The sequence below is a fragment of the Flavobacterium sp. RHBU_24 genome, from assembly GCF_046613695.1.
In the GTDB taxonomy this organism is placed as follows: domain Bacteria; phylum Bacteroidota; class Bacteroidia; order Flavobacteriales; family Flavobacteriaceae; genus Flavobacterium.
Genome location: NZ_JBKJHD010000005.1, coordinates 13012 through 32493, shown reverse-complemented (window position 1 = coordinate 32493; position 19482 = coordinate 13012). Strand labels below are relative to the sequence as shown.

Here is a 19482-nt window from a genome sequence, read left to right as displayed (position 1 = left end):
GTCCTTGTTCTTTTTATTGCCTAATTACTCGGGTCGGTTATAAGTTTTTCGACAGGCAGTGATGCTGTGCTGTCGCCAGGTAATGCCCTGGGTATATAATTATGTGCATCTAAAGTGTCATATTCAACATCTACAGCGCCCAGGTACATAGTAGGCCTGTTCTTTTGCGCTTTTTGGTTAATGGGATCCGGTACTGTAGCCTCAGGCTCTTCTTTATTACAACTAAATAGCGAAGTTCCCATTACAGCCATTAGTGTTACAGCAAACATCTGCCTGAAGTTTAGGGTTGTTGCAGCAATCTTATTCAGTAATGCAGTTGGTATAACCGGCTCGACTTTGTTTTCGAGCTGATTGCCTTTAAACCGCCCGCATACTTTTTTACTGCTATTGGTTGAAAAGTAGTCAGTTATTTCAAGCGCTTTCATGCCGGTAAAGTCCACCACGGTTTTGGCGCAGGCATCACAAAAACGGCCTTTGCCTTCCGGGGTCATGGCATCCCAGCTTTCGTGGCAGGGCGTGGGGATGGAGATTTTTAACGGGTTCATATCATGGTGTTTGGTTACATAAACATAACGGAAAAGATTGTAGGAAAAGTATATGTTTGCACAACAAATTAACCACCATTTTATGTTATCTGTTTATGAAGAAAATTATACTTATCATTTTGGTACTTATCAGCTCGCTCTTGTTTGCGCAGGAAAAAATAACAGTGCAAAGCGGATATATTACCTTTAACAGCAATGCCATGTTCGATTTTAAGGATATGGTAATTGAAAGGATGAAGTAAGTTATTTTAACAGCGTTACACAAAGCCGGATGCACTTTAAGCTGAATGCCGTAAAACAAATAGTAGACAACACCGGCACCACTGTATATGTTGCTGCAAATACAAGTGTAAATAAGTAAACGGCAGAGCTCGATGGCGCTACAGCACATAAGCCTGAACCGGTACAGAAAGAAACGCTGGTATACAGGTCATACAGCAATATTTATGCAGGGGACAAAAAGTTAGGGGCAGATGAAGTGGAGGCGCTTTTTAATACAAACAGCACTATGTATGATAAATATACAACAGGTGTAAACCAGGCCAGGTGGGGCGATGGGCTTATAGGCGGAGGCATCGGGTTTGCTGTGGGATGGACGTTTGGCAGGCTTTTAGCAACCGGGAATGCCTACGGCACGGGCCCCGGCATAGTGGTGGGGCTTGTGGCTACACTTATTGGCATCCCCTTAAAATCGGGTGGTACAAAAAAAGTAAGGCAGGCTGTTGATGACTATAATAATACTCCCGTAAACCAGGTATCTTATTTTGATAATGCTGAATTTAAGTTTACCGCCGGTGCGGGTGGTGTAGGTTTGCAGGTACGTTTTTAGATATAGTGCACTGCCGTGAATGTTTCTACATAAAAATCTCTATACGCCCAAAAACAATTATTGCTATATTTGCACCATCAAAAACAAAAACCCTATGAAATATAAGAGAATCCTGTTAAAGCTAAGCGGTGAAGCGCTTATGGGCGAAAGGCAGTATGGTATAGACCCGGCAAGGCTTGCCGAATATGCCGCCGAGATAAAACAAATTCACGACCAGGGCGTACAAATTGCCATAGTTATTGGCGGAGGCAACATCTTTAGGGGTGTGGCCGGTGCCAGCAATGGTATGGACAGGGTTCAGGGCGATTATATGGGCATGCTGGCCACCGTTATTAACGGTATGGCACTACAGGGCGCCCTTGAGGATGCCGGTATGCAAACCCGCCTGCAAACCGCGCTTGAAATTAAAGCCATTGCAGAGCCGTATATAAAAAGGAGGGCAGTACGCCACCTTGAAAAAGGGCGTATTGTAATATTTGGTGCAGGTACCGGTAACCCGTACTTTACTACAGATACTGCCGCGGTGCTTCGCGGTGTGGAGGTTGATGCCGATGTGATACTTAAAGGCACCCGTGTAGACGGCATTTATACCGCCGACCCGGAAAAAGACCCTACTGCAACAAAATATGATACCCTTACGTTTGAAGATGTATTGGCAAAAGGCCTTAATGTAATGGATACTACCGCGTTTACCCTTAGCCAGGAAAACGCGCTGCCTATAATTGTTTTTGATATGAATAAGCCGGGCAACCTGCACAAGGTATGCACAGGCGAAGTGGTAGGCACCACCGTAAACGTTTAATTTTTAACCAAAACTAAGAATTAAAGTAAAACCTATGGAAGAGATAGATTTTATATTAGACAGCACTAAAGAAAGCATGGAGGGCTCGCTGGCCCACCTTGAAAAAGAGTTTCTTAACATACGCGCCGGTAAGGCAAGCCCTGCTATGCTGGGCGGGGTTAAGGTAGATTATTACGGAGCCGCTACTCCGCTTTCACAGGTGGCAAATATAAATACGCCCGACGCGCGTACCATTACGGTAACGCCATGGGAAAAAAATATGCTGCACCCTATAGAAAAGGCGATAATGATAGCTAACCTTGGGTTTAACCCCATGAACAACGGCGATAACATTATTATTAACGTGCCTGCCCTTACAGAGGAAAGAAGGCGCGACCTGGCAAAACAGGCAAAAGCCGAATCTGAAGATGCTAAGGTGGGTGTGCGCAATGCCCGTAAGGATGCCAATACCGAAATCAAGAAACTTGAAAAAGACGGTATGAGCGAAGACGTATGTAAAGGCGCCGAAGAAGAGGTTCAGGAACTTACTAATGCCTACATCAAAAAGATTGAGGAACTGCTTGCGCTGAAGGAAGCCGAAATTATGAAGGTATAATAACAGCATAGTTACAGGAAAGTCCGCTCATCAAAAAGCGGACTTTTTTCTTTATCATAATTCTGCATAAAAGTCGTTATCTTTATATCGCTAAAAATTATTACCATGGATGCTGCCAAAAAACTTGAAGTGCTTGACTGGGTACTGCACCTTACCGATGAAGCGGTGTTTAAAAAATTACTCGCCATTAAAGAAGACCCCTATACAGCCAGTGAAATAGTGGGCTATACTGTATTGGGCGAGCCTTTAAATATTGAAGAGTATAAAGCACATGCTGAAGAAGGCCTCAACGACATCAGGGAAGGAAGGGTTACGTCGCATGAGGATTTTTTAGACGAGATAAAGTCTTGGGAATAAAATGAGCAAACCGGCTATAGAATGGTCATTACGGGCCAAAAAAGACGTGGAAAAAATTTATTTTCACCTGCGTGAAAAAAATTCAGTTTTAACTTCGCAAAAAATCATTGCAGAAATAAGTTCTGCGCCTGAAGCGATTATCTTTCCTGAACAGTACCAATTTGATGATTATATAACTGATTGCAGAAGGATAATCATCAGACACTATAAAATATTATATCATGTGCAAAATGAGACCATTTCTATAGTTAGTGTATTTGACAGCCGCAACAACCCGTTAAAAATGTCATCTTAAACCGCAGAGACTTTAGATGAAAATCCTTTCACTTTTGCTTTTCTTTTTTACGCTCTCTGTAAGGGCACAAACGGCTATAACCGTAACTGTCAAAGAAGAAGCAACTAATGCCCCGCTGCCTTTTTCTACCGTTAGCACAAATGGTATAAACTATGTAACCGATATAGATGGCAGGGTAACGCTGCAAGACCCCGGGACTATTTTTACAACCAGTTATACCGGCTACACACCAAAAAAAACGTATGTAAAAGACGGTGTGCGCTTTTATACCGTGTTGCTTTCTACACAAATAGGCCAGCTAAACGAACTTGTTATAAACAGCCAGAATGAAGCAGGGAACATTATAGGCAAAGCCATAAAGCGCAAATCTGTAAACGACCCACAGCGCAGGCTGGAAAGTTTTAAGTATAAAACCTACGACCGCCTGCTGGTTACCGCAAACCCAGATTCTATATCCGGAAAAATCGACTCTGTTTACGTTTATGAAAAGGCCGGGCGCCGCCTCGAGAAAATTGATTCCGCAAGCTTTAAATTCAAAAAAATCATTGACCGCCAGCACCTGTACCAGGCCGAAAAAGTGTCTGAATATAAGTTCAATAAAGTTCAGGGCCTTAAGCAAAATGTAATAGCCACACGCATGGCGGGTTTTAAAAAGCCGCTATACGAACTCATAGGCCTTAAGCTGCAGTCGTACTCGGTTTATGCAGACGATATCGACTTGCTTGAAGCAAAATATGCCGGCCCGTTAGCTAACAACGCTGTCAGCGAATATAATTTTAAGATACTTGATACGGTAAGCATCAACGGCAGCAGTGCCTACATGATTTACTTTGATGCAAAAAAACACCTTAAAAGAAAAATGCGCGGTGTGCTGTATATAGACCGCAACAACTACGGTGTGGCAAGGGCCATACTGCGGGTGCGTAATATTATTGATGTAACATCCATACACTATTTTGAATATGAAGAAGGCGTGCAGCTATGGTTTCCGGAACGTAAAACCCTTACCATAACTAAGGGTAACAATAAGGAAGACCTGAAAATACTGGGCGAAACCATAAAGTTTGACGCTACGGCTACTACTGAGAGTAACCGGAAAAAGGAGCCCAGCGATTATGTATACCTGTATTCTGAAGAAAATAATTTCGATAAGGAATTTAACACTCCGGTTACCATATACCGTAATGCGGTAGCGATTGAAGTAAAAGACGACGCAGTAGGCCGCCCGCCGGAATACTGGGCCCAGTTTCAGCCTGATACCATTGATGCCCGCAGCCCTACTACCTATATGGCGCTGGACAGCCTTGTGGCAAAAGACAACTGGGAGCAGCGCATTATACTGGGCAAACGCATTATAAACGGCTACCTGCCGGTAGGCTTTTTTGATGTCGACCTGAGGCAGATAGCCAAATATAATAACTACGAAGGCTTTCGCCTGGGTTTAGGCGGCATTACAAACGCCCGCCTTGCCGAAACCTTCCGCCTGGGGGGTTATGGCGCTTACGGCACTAAAGACGGGGAGTTTAAATACAGCCTGGGCGGCGCCATACGGTTAGGGAAATTCTCAAACTCGTGGGTAGGCGGCTCGTTCTCAGATGATATTAAGGAGATAGGCAGTACATCATTTGCTACCGATAAGCGGGTATTTAAAATATATGACCCCCGACCCATAAACATCTCTACGTTTTATAATTACCAAACGTGGCAGGCCTACATAGAAACCAAGATAATCCCGAAAACCGAGAGCATGTGGCAGCTTACCCGCAGCCGCGTAGACCCTAAGTTTAACTACCTGTACCTACAGGACGCGCGCGCCCCGCACAGGATGTTTAACCTTACCACGGCATCGGTAGCGATTCAATGGAACCCGTTTAGCGACTTTATGCAAACGCCCGACGGCCGTATTGAAATAGAAAAGCGTTACCCAAAATTCGCGTTTCAGTACACCCAGGCTGTTGATGGTATATGGGGCAGCGACTTTAATTTTGGCAAGCTCGACGTCAGGGCGGAGTTTGAAAAGAAATACCTTAACGGGCAAATAGGCACCGCGCTTATACAAACCGGTGTGGCGGTAGGCGATGTTCCGCTAACGCACCTGTACAGCACCTCGCCAAACAACCTCGACAGGGATGGTATACTGCGCCGTGTAACCCTGGCCGGCAAAAACAGTTTTGAAACCATGTATTTTAATGAGTTCTTTAGCAGCAGGTATGTTACCGCGCAGCTAAAGCACGGCTTTACACGGTTTACCATTTATAACAGCATTAAGCTCTCGCCTATGCTGGTTACGCGCTTTGCCTGGGGCAACCTCGACCATAAACAAAACCACTTGGGACTTGACTATAAAACCCTCGAAAAAGGCTACTATGAAAGCGGCCTTGAGTTTAACGAGATTTTTAAAGGGCTTGGATTTAGCGCCTTTTACCGCTATGGCCCCTACCACCTGCCGCAGTTTGACCGTAATATCTCCGTTAAGCTGTCGTTTGTACTGAATTTGTTTTAGATTGAAGATTTTTTTGTAGGTTTTATTGGAATTAACCAATGTATAAACTAATGCTTCACGAACTCCAATCTGGCAGAACAATAAGTAATGATTATATTTATCTTCCCGCTAATTGCTAATAACCGCATTGTAAATTAAATTTTTCGTTCTTACCCCGTTTCCGCACATGCATATCAGCTGTCAACATCAGCTATCGATTTTCAAAAACCTATCCCCGCAACCCATTAATCCGCGCCACATACTTGCCTATCACGTCAAATTCCAGGTTTACAATACTGCCGGGCTGTAGCGCGTTAAAGTTGGTGTGCTCATAGGTATACGGTATTATTGCCACGCTAAACGAGTTGGCCTGGGAGTTCACCACGGTTAGGCTTACACCGTTTACGGTTATAGAGCCTTTCTCGATGGTAATGTTATTAGCGGCGGGGTCGTACTCAAAAGTATAGTACCAGCTGCCGCCGGCGTCCTCTACGCTCAGGCAGGTTCCGGTCTGGTCTACGTGGCCCTGCACTATGTGGCCGTCAAGCCGGTCGCCCAGCCTCATGGCCCGCTCCAGGTTTACCGTGCCGCCTTCGGCCCAGGCTTTAAGGTTGGTTTTTTCAAGGGTTTCTTTTATCGCGGTAACGGTATAAGAGTCGGCATCAATAGCTACTACGGTAAGGCATACGCCGTCGTGGGCCAGGCTTTGGTCTATCTTCAGCTCGTGGGTAATAGGGGAGGTAAAGGTATAATGTATGTTTTCGTTGGCTTTTTCGATACGTTTTATGGTAGCGGAAGCTTCTATAATTCCTGTGAACATGCTGCGTTTATTTTTACTAAATTTGTAACTCCAAAATTAAGCAATAGTACTATCATGGCAAAAAAGGCAGAGAATGTAATTGTAGGTATTTCCATAGGCGACCTCAATGGTATAGGAGCAGAAGTGTTCCTTAAAACTTTTGACGATGCACGCATGCTGGAATTTTGTACCCCCGTAGTTTTTGCCAATGTAAAAGTACTGTCTTTTATAAAGAAAACACTCAATCTTAATGTAAACCTTCATGGCATAGACAGCCTTGACCAGTTACTTATAGGTAAGGTAAACGTGCTTAATATATGGCGCGACACCGTTAATATAGAATATGGGGTTAACAATGCCGAAGTAGGGGGGTATGCCATAAAGTCGTTTACGGCGGCTGTAGCAGCGCTTAAGGCAAAGCAGATAGAGGTGCTGGTAACGGCGCCCATTAACAAATATAATATACAAAGCGAGGAGTTTAAATTCCCGGGGCATACGGATTACCTTGACCAGCAGCTTGAAGGCGACGCCCTTATGCTTATGGTGCAGGATAACCTGCGCATAGGGCTGCTAACCGACCATATACCGGTAAACGAGGTTTCGGCGCATTTAACCGAGGCGCTTATCCGTAAAAAGGTACTTACCATAAACAAGTCGCTTAAGCAGGACTTTAAAATAAACGGACCCAAAATTGCGGTACTTGGCGTAAACCCCCACAGCGGCGACAACGGCGTTATAGGCCGGGAGGATGACGATGTGGTAAAGCCCGCGCTAAAAAAACTATTTGAAGAAGGTGTAAAAGTTTTTGGGCCGTTTAGTGCCGACAGTTTCTTTGGCAGCGGCCAGTACGAAAAATATGATGCCATAGTAGCTGCTTACCACGACCAGGGATTGATACCGTTTAAAACCCTTTCTTTTGGCAGCGGGGTTAACTATACCGCAGGCTTAGATGGCATACGCACATCGCCGGACCATGGCACGGCTTACGAAATTGCGGGTAAAGGGCTGGCCGACAATAATTCGTTTAAAGAAGCCGTTTACCTGGCCCTTGATATATACCATAACCGGGAAGAATACCAGGTGCTGACCGGAAACCCTTTGAGGATAAGGGAGAAACAAGAGGAAAAAAAATATTCATAACGGTTTTGTGTTTGCAATAATTTTATATCTTTGCACGCTCAAAACTGTTAGAACGTAAGATGTTGCGGTAATTTGAAGCCGTTAAATAAGTAATAACAGTTAATAGCTGGACATAATGAAAGCGAATAAGGATTTTTTAATCCCGTTTGTGGGGTTAAAGCAGGGGAAACACCAGTTTGAGTTTGATATAGATAAAACGTTCTTTGATGCCTTTAATTTTGACGAGTATAACGGCGTTAATGTTAAAGTAGCACTTGTGTTAGATAAGCAAAGCACCATGATGGAGCTTAACTTTAAGCACAAAGGCACCGTAAATGTGCCTTGCGACCTTACTAATGAAGATTTTGACCTGCCCGTTAAAGGCACGTTGAGGCTTATAGTAAAATTTGGCGACGAGTATAATGACGATAATGATGAGCTGCTGGTGCTGCCGCATGGCGAATACCAGGTAGATGTATCGCAGTATATATATGAAATGATTGTGCTCTCTGTGCCTTTAAAGCGCATACACCCGGGTATAAAAGACGGTACGGTAGGCGCGGGGATAATAGACAGGCTGCACAGCCTTGCCCCAAAGAAGCAGGTGGTTGAGGAGAAAAAAGAAGAAACGACCGACCCAAGGTGGGACGGATTAAAAAAACTATTAACGGATAATAAATAATATAGTAAAATGGCACATCCTAAGAGAAAAACCTCGAAAACGAGAAGAGATAAGAGAAGGACGCATTATAAGGCATCTGTACCTCAAATTGCTACCTGCCCGGTAACCGGCGAAGCGCATTTGTACCACAGGGCTTACTGGCATGAAGGCAAAATGTACTACAGGGGCCAGGTTGTTATAGACAAACAGGAAGCTGAAGCTTAATTGCTATAAAGTATAGGGTAAAACTCTCACTAAGTGGGAGTTTTTTTGTTAAATAGCCGTTTTTTAGCAAGGCGGCTTTTTTTAGCGCCCGTTTGTAAAAATTTTTGTAATTTCCACCTCTTTTAGGGTGCGGTTGCATTTATCCCTAAGAGATACATATACTTACTATATAATTATGAGTAAAATAACAGCCGCCATAACCGCTGTGGGCAAATATGTTCCTGAATTTGTTTTAACAAACGAACTGCTGGAAACCATGGTAGATACTAATGATGAGTGGATAACTTCACGCACGGGTATCAAGGAAAGGCGAATCCTTAAAGATGCAGATAAGGGTACCTCTTATCTTGCTATAAAAGCTGCTGAAGATTTAATTAAAAGTGCGGGCATAAATCCTGAAGAAATAGATGTGGTGCTGTTAGCCACCGCCACACCAGACCAGCCCGTAGCGGCAACTGCCGTATATGTAGCCACACAAATAGGCGCCGTTAATGCTTTTGCTTACGACCTTCAGGCCGCCTGTTCAAGTTTTTTATACGGTATGAGCACAGCTGCCGCTTACGTAGAAAGTGGCCGCTATAAAAAAGTATTGCTTATAGGGGCAGATAAGATGTCGTCTATAATAGATTATAAAGACAGGGCTACCTGCATTATCTTTGGCGATGGTGCCGGGGCGGTGCTGTTTGAACCCAATACCGAAGGCCTGGGTTTTCAGGATGAATTGCTAAGGAGCGATGGCATTGGCCGCGACTTTTTGCGCATAGAAGCAGGAGGCTCGCTAATGCCGGCTACGATAGAAACGGTAGAACAGGGCAAGCACTTTGTATACCAGGACGGTAAAACGGTATTTAAATATGCCGTAAGCAATATGGCCGATGTAAGCGCACGCATTATGGAGAAGAACAACCTTAGCCATGATGATGTAAACTGGCTTGTGGCCCACCAGGCTAACCGCCGTATTATAGATGCTACCGCTAACCGCATGGGTGTAGATGAAAGTAAAGTACTTATAAACATAGAGCGCTACGGTAACACTACCAGTGCTACGCTGCCGTTGGTGCTTGCTGATTTTGAGCACCTGTTTAAAAAAGGCGATAACATTATTTTTGCCGCTTTTGGCGGAGGCTTTACCTGGGGTTCCATTTATTTAAAATGGGCGTACAACAAGAACTAAACAAACTACAATAAATTAAAACGGAACGTATGGATATCAGAGAAATTCAAAACCTAATTAAGTTTGTGGCTAAGTCCGGAGCTACAGAAGTTAAGTTAGAGATGGATGATTTTAAGATCACCATAAAAACTACTAATGAGCCCAGCGCTACAGAGCCTGTTGCATACATACAGCAGTTTCCCGCAGGCCAGCCCGCTGCCCCTGCCGCCGCGCCACAAGCTGCCCCTGCTGCCGCCCTTCCGGCCGCTCCGTCTGCCCCTGTTGCGGCAGACGACGCTTCTAAATATATAACTATTAAATCGCCCATTATAGGCACGTTATACAGGAAGCCATCTCCGGATAAGCCGTTTTTTGTTGAAGTAGGCAGTGTAATAAACAAAGGCGATGTGGTATGTGTTATCGAGGCCATGAAACTGTTTAACGAAATAGAATCTGAAATATCAGGTAAAGTGGTTAAAGTATTGGTAGATGATGCCTCACCGGTAGAGTTTGACCAGCCATTATTCCTGGTAGACCCATCATAATTATTTTAAATTTTGAATTTTAAATGTCGAATGAGATTCGGCATCTAAACAATTTAAAATTTATAATTCAACATTTAAAATAACTATTACGATGTTTAAAAAAGTACTGATAGCTAACAGGGGCGAAATTGCACTGCGTGTAATACGTACCTGCAGGGAGATGGGCATAAAAACCGTAGCCGTATATTCTACTGCCGATGCAGAGAGCCTTCACGTAAGGTTTGCAGACGAGGCCGTATGTATAGGCCCGCCGCCCAGCAACCTTTCGTACCTTAAGATAGCAAATATTATTGCCGCTGCCGAAATTACCAATGCCGATGCCATACACCCCGGCTACGGTTTCCTTTCGGAAAATGCGCGTTTTTCTAAAATATGCAAGGAGCACGGCATCAAGTTTATTGGCGCCTCTCCTGAAATGATTGATAAAATGGGGGATAAGGCTACGGCCAAAGCCACCATGAAGGCTGCCGGTGTACCGTGTGTGCCGGGTTCTGACGGGCTCCTTGAATCATACGAGCAAACTGAAAAGCTTGCTGCCGAATTTGGTTATCCCGTAATGCTTAAAGCTACTGCCGGTGGTGGTGGTAAAGGTATGCGTGCCGTATGGAAAGAAGAAGACCTTCGCAAAGCGTGGGACAGCGCCAGGCAGGAAGCCGCCGCGTCATTTGGCAACGACGGTATGTATATGGAAAAGCTTATTGAAGAGCCCCGCCATATCGAAATACAGATTGTGGGCGACTCATTTGGCAAGGCGTGCCACCTTAGCGAGCGCGATTGCTCGGTACAGCGCCGCCACCAAAAACTTACCGAAGAAACACCTTCGCCGTTCATGACCGATGAACTTCGCACTAAAATGGGCGAAGCCGCTGTTAAAGCTGCCGAGTACATTAGCTATGAAGGCGCCGGTACAGTAGAGTTCCTGGTAGACAAGCACAGGAATTTCTACTTTATGGAAATGAATACCCGTATACAGGTAGAACACCCTATTACCGAGCAGGTTATAGATTATGACCTGATACGCGAACAAATACTTGTGGCAGCAGGGGTGCCTATTTCGGGCAAGAACTATCTACCTCAGATGCACTCTATAGAATGCCGTATCAACGCCGAAGACCCGTATAATGATTTCCGTCCGTCGCCGGGCAAAATCACGACCCTGCACATGCCGGGCGGCCACGGTGTAAGGCTTGATACCCACGTATACAGCGGCTATACCATACCGCCTAACTACGACTCTATGATTGCCAAGCTTATAACCACCGCCCAAACCAGGGAGGAGGCCATAAGCAAAATGAAGCGCGCACTTGATGAGTTTATAATAGAGGGTATTAAAACCACGATACCTTTCCACCGCCAGCTTATGGATGAGCCGGATTATGTAGCCGGCAACTACACCACTAAGTTTATGGAAAGCTTTAAAATGAAGCCACGAGAAGAAGAATAAATGTTAAGCCCCGGCAATTATTGTGCGGGGCTTTTTTTATGCCGGTATTGCAGTACTACAGAAAAAATTGTATCTATGCGGAAGTAATTAAACCAATAAATTATATGAAATTTACTACCCTGAAAAAGATGTTGCTTGCGGCCGCTATGCTGCTGTGTATTAGCCTTGCCTCCGCGCAGGATAAGAGTATTGATGGCGCAAAGGCCGTTACGTCATACATGAAAGAGAAACTTTCACTAAACGACAGCCAGTATACTAAGGTTTATAACGTTAACCTTACCTTTTTGCAAAAAGTAGAAGAGAATGCCCAAAAGAATAAAGGGGCAGATAAAATTAAAAAGCTAAGGGCGCTGGAAGATGAACGCGACACCAAACTGAAATCAGTATTAAGCGAAGACCAGTATAAAAACTATGTAGGCAACAAGGCGGCAAACCGCAAAAAAATTGCTGAATATTACCAATAGGTTAAGGGCTCGTTATCACGAGCCTTTTTCTTGTTAATTTATGGTTATTTAAGTAATGAATACTCTTAATTATTTTATGATTACTTAAAATATCTTATCGACGTAATATAATATAGGTGGTGTTTATTTGCAGGAATTTAGGTTTACCCTATAACCCCAAATAAACTTAACAGCTATATTATGAAAAAAAGACTACATCTCTTTTTAGCGTTTTTCCGGGATATTGTTGCGGGCGTAATCACTCCTCGACAGTTCCGTGAAAGGCAGGCCTTAAAAACTACTTTATTCGGTATGGTTTTTACGGCATTGTTCCTCTTGTCTACCGGAGCTTTTGCCCAGTTTACAGATGGTCACCTTGCGGCTATTGTTACACCAAACGATGTTTCAAACACAACCGCTACCATTATTGGGGTTAATCCGGCATTAGTAAGCCAAACCACACCTTCATTATCTATTGCAATTCCGGGTACCGGAGCAAATGCCATGAGGTTATCGGGTAGCGCGGGTACTACAGGCTATCTTTCTAATAGTGATGATGGCAGCCAGCTATTATTTACAGGAGTAAATACTACAAATACATCAAGCAATGTTAATAGCTTAAACCCGAGGGCGGTTGGTGTACTAAAACATGCGGGAAGTACCAGTTTTGCAATCGGCACTGTTTATACAGGAAGTACATCAGGCAATCCTCAAACGCGGTGTGCTACAACTGTTGACAATGTAAACTATTATATTGCAGATCAAATTGGCTTATATACAAACGGAAGCAGCACAGTAGCCTCTACAGCTTCGTATACCGGCAACTTAAGAAGCGTTAAATCATTTGGCGGTACAGTGTACGGATTTGGGGCTAGTTTACTTGGAACATTCAGTTCTCCTACTGCAACAGCCCTCAACGCGCTTCCGGGCGTAACTATATCGTCCGCATCAGATTTTTATCTGATTTCGTCAGGTAATAATAACATATATGACATATTGTATGTATTGCTTGCTAATGGTAACATTAATAAATATTCATTGGTTTCAGGAAGCTGGATTGCGAATGGGTCGTATGCATTCGGTTCGACCACGTTCGCTTTATGCGCAGCAAAATCGGGGTCATCTGTATACCTATACTTTACTACAGGCGCGGGCACAAATAGCGCCAATACAATCCGCAGGGTTACAGATACTGCCGGATATAATGCAACTATAAACGTTACTGCCGCAGATAACAAGCTGCTTTACACAACAGCCTCTGGCACCACCATCAAAGGTATTGCTTTTGCTCCCCTTGCTACACCACCGGCGATTACCGGCGCGTTAACGGCTACAGCCACCATAGGTCAGCCTTTTACCTATCAAATTACAGCAAATGCTGCGGTTACATCATATAATGCTACGGGCCTAAGTGGTACCGGCCTTTCTATAGATACTACTACCGGTGTTATTTCAGGTACGCCAACTACAACTGATGGCAGCCCTTTAAGCTTAACAATTTCTGCTACAAATTCAGAAGGTACAGGTTCTGCTACCCTTGTTTTAACAATTAATAGGGGTACGCAAACTATCACCTTTAACGCACTAGATGCCGTTAATGATAATACACCCGACTTTAACCTTGCGGGCACAGCTTCTTCTGGCCTGGCAGTAACCTACACAAGCTCTAACACCGCGGTAGCTACGGTTACAAATGGTGTGGTTCATATAACAGGTGCAGGCAGTACCGATATTACGGCATCGCAGGCAGGTAATACAGATTACCTTGCCGCGGCTGATGTAGTACAAACCCTTGTTGTTAACTCAACGGCTTTGGCTACCCAAACCATAACGTTCCCCCAGGTTGCCGATGCCACCTATGGCGATACTCCCTTTACACTGAGTGCTACGGCATCTTCAGGGCTTGATGTAACCTACACAAGTTCTAACACTGCTGTGGCTACTGTATCGGGCAGCACGGTGACCATTGTTGGTGCAGGTGAAGTTACCATTTATGCCGACCAGGCGGGAGACAGTGCTTATAATGCTGCCCCACAGGCAAGCAGCACCTTTACGGTAGCACCTAAGCTTATACAGGTTGTAGGCGCGGTTGTGCAAACAAGGCCTTATGATGGAACTATTAACTGTACCATTGATATATCCGGAACTTCACTTACCGGGATAGTGGATGGAGATGAAGTTTCTGTAGCATCGGTTACGGGTACCTATATTTATGGCCCGGATGCCGGGGTAAACAAATATGTTGAGGCATACTATGTACTGGCAGGTGCTGACAGTGCAAATTATACAGCGGCGCACGCGCTTTATGGAACCGTTACTAAGGCAGACCAGGTAATTACGTTTAGCGCTATACCAAATAAAACAACGCTTGATACTGATTTTGCTCCCGGAGCTACCTCGGCCAGTTCAGCAGTAAATGCAATTACTTATACCAGTTCAGATACAGCTGTGGCTACCATTGTTTCAGGAAGCATCCACATAGTAGGCGAGGGTGTTACTACCATTACAGCCTCTCAGGCGGAAAGCCAGAACTATAATGCAGCTACCGCTACGCAAACGCTTACCGTAGTAGCGCCTAACTTTACAGCAGGTAATATTGTTGTAGTAAGGGTAGGCACAGGCAGCGCCGCCCTTACTAATGCCGCAACGCCGGTATACCTTTCTGAGTATACTACAAACGGAACAGCTACCTTTACACTGCCGGTACCGTCTGCTACAGCCGGTAGCCGCGTGTTAATGAGCGGAAGCGCCGGTTCTGAAGGCCAGCTGAACCTTTCGGGCGATGGGCAGTATTTAACAATAGCCGGTTATGATGCCGCTGCGGGTACCACCAGCGTTGTCAACACAACATCATCGGCAGTAAACCGTGTGGTGGCACGTGTGTCTGCAAATGCGCAGTTCGCTGTTACCCCGCTTGGAACAGCAGCCTATTCAGCAAATAACATACGTTCTGCGGTAACACAGGATGGTACACGCTATTGGGCTGCAGGAGCAAACGGTGGCATCTATACCGTAGACAGCCAGGGCCTTACCACTACTTTGGTTTCATCTACAGTAGCAAATAACCGTACAGTGTCTATTTTTAATAGCCAGCTTTATTTTAGTACAGGTTCTGGTGCTAACAGGGGTATTTACAAGGTGGGCACAGGCCTCCCTACGGGTACTTCTACTACCGCTACGCTTTTTGTTAATACAGGTGGGTCATCCAGCCCTTATGCCTATTCCCTTATTGACCGTGGCGGAAATAACAGGAATATGTATATTGTTGATTCAGGTACCGGCCTTAGCAAATACTCTTCTAATGACGGCGGTGCAACCTGGACGGCCCAGGGTACTGTAGCTACGGCTTCTACAGCTAACTCCGGACTGGCTGCCAGGCTTGTTGACAATGCTGTGGAAGTTTATGTTTCTTCCGAAACAGGAATTTACAAATTGATAGATTCTAATGCTTTCGACAGTACTTTAACAGCCTCGTTTACAACAATTGCAACGGCTCCGGCAAATACCAGGTTCCGCGGTATTGCTTTTGCACCGCAACTGCTTGCCCCGGTTATTACAAATACTACACTTACAATAGCAGCCGATATAAATGTTGCTTTTGAGGATTATGCAATTACAGCAAATAATGCACCTGCCGGCTATGCTGCTGCCGGCCTTCCGGAAGGTGTTACCATAAATACACAAACCGGTGTAATAAGCGGTACGCCGCAGCACGCAGGAACGTATAACGTTACTATTTCGGCTACAAACGATGCCGGAACCGATACCGAAACCCTTGTTATTACCGTAGCGAAAGGCTATCAGGTAATAACATTTGACAGCCTCCCTCCGGTAGATGTAAATGACCCTGATTTTGAGCTTACCGCTACTTCCGAGACATCGGCGATTAACCCGATAACCTATACCAGTAGTAATACTGCCGTAGCTACCATATCCGGCGCCACAGTGCAGATTAACGGTGTGGGTTCTACAACAATTACAGCCTATCAGGCCGAAACCAGCGATTACTATGCTGCCACAGCAGTTGCGCAAACGCAAGTGGTTACCTCTGCCAGCCTTAGCGACCAGGCCATAACTTTTAATACGCTAACAAACGCAACATATGGCGATACGCCATTTGAACTTACCGCTACAGCAAGTTCTGGCCTGCCGGTTACTTACACAAGTTCAGATCCGTCAATAGCAGCTGTATCCGGTAATATGGTAACAATCTTTAATGTAGGTACGGTTAACATTACAGCCTCACAAAGTGGCGACAGCGCCTATAACGCTGCTCCGGATGTGGTACAGCCGCTTATCATAGCACCAAAAACCCTTACCGTGAGCGGTGCTGCGGTTACCACCAAGCCGTATGACAACAATACAACGGCTACCGTTACAGGCGGCACGTTAAACGGTATTGTGGGCAGCGATGATGTAATCCTTGTAAGCGGTGTAAGCAATTTTGCAAGCGTAAACACGGGTACAGAAATTCCTGTTACTACAGGCTTTACACTTACAGGCGCACAGGCAAACCGCTATACGGTGGCACAGCCTGCCCTTACAGGTACGATTATAAAAGCAAACCAGGCCATTACGTTAGCTGCATTCGCGGTAAAAACTGACCTCGAGGCTGCTGCTACGCTTACTTCGTTTTCAACAACTTCGGCGCTTAACCCGGTTAGCTATACCAGTAGCAACCCTGCCGTAGCAACCGTTACAGGCGGAAATATCCTTACCATTGTGGGTACAGGTACGGCTACCATAACAGCGTCCCAGGCAGAAAGCCAAAATTATAATGCCACAAGCACGAGCCAGGTACTTACTGTGCAGCCGGGCCTTTACCTTAACCAGTTTACCGGCGCTTCGGCCTGCCCTACAAATGGCAACATTGCTGTAGTACACGCTAATACAACAGGTACAGAAGTGATACGCAGCACTGTAGAATGCCAGTCTACAGGTAATGTATTTAATTCAAAAACATTGAATAATACGGCCAATGTTAACCCGGCATCTTACATCGAGTTTAGCGTAACGGCTACACCGGGAAATACGCTAAACGTTAATTCGCTTTACTTTTTCCGCCAGGCAAGCAACAGTGCTCCTAACCAGCTTGAGATACGCTACAGTACCGATGGTTTTGCTACTTCGACACAATGGACAGCGCCAACATCGCCAACTGCAGGTACCTATTTAACATGGGATTTCCCTGACTTTACAACAGCGGGTACCGTAACCTTCAGGTTATACCCTTATGGAACACAGCGTGCCGACCTTACAGGTGCTTCTTCAGCTTCGGGTACCTTCCGTGTAGACGATGTAACGGTGTTTGGAACGATAACACCTTGCTACGAATGGACAGGGGCGCAGGGTACCAACTGGAATACAGCAGGCAACTGGTGCGGCAATGCGGTGCCAACAGCCACAGCTGATGTAACCATCCCTAACGTAACCAATAAACCGGTTATTACCTCCGGCGTTGCCCACGCAAAAAGCATTACCATTACCGATGCTGCCGCTACGCTTACGGTAAACAGCGGAGCAACGCTTAGTGTGGAGAACAACATAGCCAGCAACACCACAACGGGTAACATAATAGTGCAAAACAACGGCGCCATAGTACAGGGTGCTGCTGCCACTGCAAATAATAACACCGGTAAAATAGAGTTCCATAAGTTTACCAACCCACTTTACAGGCTGGACTACACCCTGTGGTCTGCGCCAATAACGGGCCAAACGCTTCGCACGTTCTCTATGGGCACCTCTAACAACCGTTTTTATATATATGACTATGCCTTCAACGGCACCGCGTATGTACAGGGCTATTGGCCGGTAGACCCTATCACTACCTACTTTACCGAAGCCACGGGCTACCTTATCCGTATGCCAAATACCATTACATCAGATGTAACAGGTGTTGATGAAAACGGAAACCCGTCTGCCACCACCCCTGCGGAATATGTAGCGGGAGACGGCAACTATATTTTTGACGGTACCTTTACCGGTAAGCCAAATAACGGCAGCTATTACCCTGCTACGGTAGACGGTGGCGACGGCTTTACCGCCGTGGGTAACCCTTACCCTTCGCCTATAAGCCTTGAGGGCTTCTTAACGGCCAACAACGGCAACCTGGTTACCGATACCGGTTTATGGTTCTGGAGGAAAAAGAATGCTTCAGAAACTTCGTACCTTACCCTTAACCTTAGTGGTTTGGTAACCCCGCCGAGCAATACCAATGGCAACGGCACGCTGGATGCAGAGCTTTCCGGCTACTACCAGGGCGACAGTGACAACTGGCTGATAGCGCCCGCGCAGGGCTTTATCGTACAGGCACAGCCTTCGGCCACTACAATAAGCTTTACCAACAGCATGCGCCGTGCCACACCGGGCGCGCAGGCCTTCTTCCGTACGGCTGCCACCACGGCATCACGCTACTGGCTGAACATGGTTGCCCAAAACGGCACCGGTACCCAGGCGCTTGTAGCCTACAGCGAAAACGGCACCATGGGTATAGACTACGGTTATGACAGTAAAGTGTTTAACACGGCTGAACTTGCGCTGTACTCCCTTGCGGCAGACAACAAACTTGCCATACAGGCAAGGCCCGGGTTTGAGGTAAGCGATGTGGTGCCTATGGGCTTTACTGCACCTGCGGCAGGGCAGTACACCATCAGCATCGACCATATGGACGGGCTGTTTGCCCAGGGGCAAACCATTTACCTGAAAGACCTTCAGGAAGGGGTGCTGCGCAACCTTAGCGAATATGACTATACCTTTACCAGCGAGGCAGGCAACTTTGAGGGCCGCTTTGAGGTACACTACCAGGCATCGGCCCTTGGCACCACGCCAATACTTGATGCAAACAGTGTAGTTGTATTTAAGCAGGGCGAGGCGATAAGTATCAACACCGGCACAGCCCTTATGGGCGGCGTAAAAGTATTTGACGTGCGCGGAAGGCAATTGTACACCCGGGAGGGCATAAACGCTACCGAAACGGTTACAGGCAACCTAAACGTACAGCAGCAGGTACTTATCGTAGAAATCACCACCGACAAAGGTGTGGTTTCTAAACGCATCGTGTTCTAACGGCTGCATAAAATAATAAAATCCCAAAATTTATAGCCCCCATGCCTCACGGCGTGGGGGCTTTTTGGTTTATCCGGAATCCGTTCAGCAGTATGATTGTCTCGTTCACGCCTTTTTTTAGCC

General features: G+C 45.7%; 17 protein-coding genes. 15 read left to right on the top strand and 2 right to left on the bottom strand.

Annotated features, from left to right (window positions below; genetic code table 11):
- Nucleotides 1–20 precede the first annotated feature (20 nt).
- A complete protein-coding gene (locus ACLI09_RS06885) occupies nt 21–545 on the bottom strand; it encodes a hypothetical protein (RefSeq protein WP_411418862.1) in 525 nt (174 codons plus the stop codon).
- A gap of 95 nt (nt 546–640) precedes the next feature.
- On the opposite strand from ACLI09_RS06885, the gene ACLI09_RS06880 reads away from it, so the two are divergent.
- From ACLI09_RS06880 to ACLI09_RS06850, 7 genes are all read left to right on the top strand, one after another.
- Nucleotides 641–787, top strand: coding sequence for a hypothetical protein (locus ACLI09_RS06880; protein WP_411418861.1), 147 nt, complete (start codon nt 641–643; stop codon nt 785–787).
- Between the two features lie 266 nt (nt 788–1053).
- Nucleotides 1054–1374 (top strand): hypothetical protein, encoded by a 321-nt coding sequence (locus tag ACLI09_RS06875; protein WP_411418860.1) that lies wholly within the window; start codon nt 1054–1056, stop codon nt 1372–1374.
- A gap of 94 nt (nt 1375–1468) precedes the next feature.
- Nucleotides 1469–2176 (top strand): UMP kinase, encoded by a 708-nt coding sequence (pyrH, locus tag ACLI09_RS06870; protein ID WP_411418859.1) that lies wholly within the window; start codon nt 1469–1471, stop codon nt 2174–2176.
- Nucleotides 2177–2210: 34 nt separating this feature from the next.
- Nucleotides 2211–2771 carry a ribosome recycling factor gene (frr, locus tag ACLI09_RS06865; protein WP_411418858.1) on the top strand — a complete coding sequence of 187 codons (561 nt, stop codon included), beginning with the start codon at nt 2211–2213 and terminating at the stop codon, nt 2769–2771.
- Nucleotides 2772–2876: 105 nt separating this feature from the next.
- On the top strand, nt 2877–3128 hold the full coding sequence (locus ACLI09_RS06860; RefSeq protein WP_411418857.1) for a hypothetical protein: 252 nt from the start codon (nt 2877–2879) through the stop codon (nt 3126–3128).
- A 1-nt stretch (nt 3129) separates the two neighbouring features.
- On the top strand, nt 3130–3423 hold the full coding sequence (locus ACLI09_RS06855; RefSeq protein ID WP_411418856.1) for a type II toxin-antitoxin system RelE/ParE family toxin: 294 nt from the start codon (nt 3130–3132) through the stop codon (nt 3421–3423).
- 16 nt (nt 3424–3439) lie between these two features.
- Entirely contained in the window at nt 3440–5926 is a 2487-nt protein-coding gene (locus ACLI09_RS06850) for a DUF5686 family protein (RefSeq protein WP_411418855.1), read from the top strand.
- A gap of 208 nt (nt 5927–6134) precedes the next feature.
- Here the strand turns inward: ACLI09_RS06850 and ACLI09_RS06845 are convergent, their stop codons facing one another.
- A complete protein-coding gene (locus ACLI09_RS06845; RefSeq protein WP_411418854.1) occupies nt 6135–6725 on the bottom strand; it encodes a riboflavin synthase in 591 nt (196 codons plus the stop codon).
- Nucleotides 6726–6779: 54 nt separating this feature from the next.
- On the opposite strand from ACLI09_RS06845, the gene pdxA reads away from it, so the two are divergent.
- From pdxA to ACLI09_RS06805, 8 genes are all read left to right on the top strand, one after another.
- On the top strand, nt 6780–7844 hold the full coding sequence (pdxA, locus tag ACLI09_RS06840) for a 4-hydroxythreonine-4-phosphate dehydrogenase PdxA (RefSeq protein WP_411418853.1): 1065 nt from the start codon (nt 6780–6782) through the stop codon (nt 7842–7844).
- Between the two features lie 115 nt (nt 7845–7959).
- Nucleotides 7960–8505 (top strand): YceD family protein, encoded by a 546-nt coding sequence (locus tag ACLI09_RS06835; protein WP_411418852.1) that lies wholly within the window; start codon nt 7960–7962, stop codon nt 8503–8505.
- A 9-nt stretch (nt 8506–8514) separates the two neighbouring features.
- Entirely contained in the window at nt 8515–8709 is a 195-nt protein-coding gene (rpmF, locus tag ACLI09_RS06830) for a 50S ribosomal protein L32 (protein WP_411418851.1), read from the top strand.
- A 175-nt stretch (nt 8710–8884) separates the two neighbouring features.
- A complete protein-coding gene (locus tag ACLI09_RS06825; protein ID WP_411418850.1) occupies nt 8885–9883 on the top strand; it encodes a beta-ketoacyl-ACP synthase III in 999 nt (332 codons plus the stop codon).
- Nucleotides 9884–9912: 29 nt separating this feature from the next.
- On the top strand, nt 9913–10407 hold the full coding sequence (accB, locus tag ACLI09_RS06820; protein WP_411418849.1) for an acetyl-CoA carboxylase biotin carboxyl carrier protein: 495 nt from the start codon (nt 9913–9915) through the stop codon (nt 10405–10407).
- Between the two features lie 91 nt (nt 10408–10498).
- Nucleotides 10499–11851 carry an acetyl-CoA carboxylase biotin carboxylase subunit gene (gene accC, locus ACLI09_RS06815; RefSeq protein ID WP_411418848.1) on the top strand — a complete coding sequence of 451 codons (1353 nt, stop codon included), beginning with the start codon at nt 10499–10501 and terminating at the stop codon, nt 11849–11851.
- 104 nt (nt 11852–11955) lie between these two features.
- Nucleotides 11956–12315: a hypothetical protein gene (locus tag ACLI09_RS06810; RefSeq protein WP_411418847.1), complete on the top strand. Its 360-nt coding sequence runs from the start codon at nt 11956–11958 to the stop codon at nt 12313–12315.
- Nucleotides 12316–12495: 180 nt separating this feature from the next.
- Nucleotides 12496–19359, top strand: a complete 6864-nt coding sequence (locus tag ACLI09_RS06805) for a YDG domain-containing protein (RefSeq protein WP_411418846.1) — start codon at nt 12496–12498, stop codon at nt 19357–19359.
- The last annotated feature ends 123 nt before the right edge of the window (nt 19360–19482 follow it).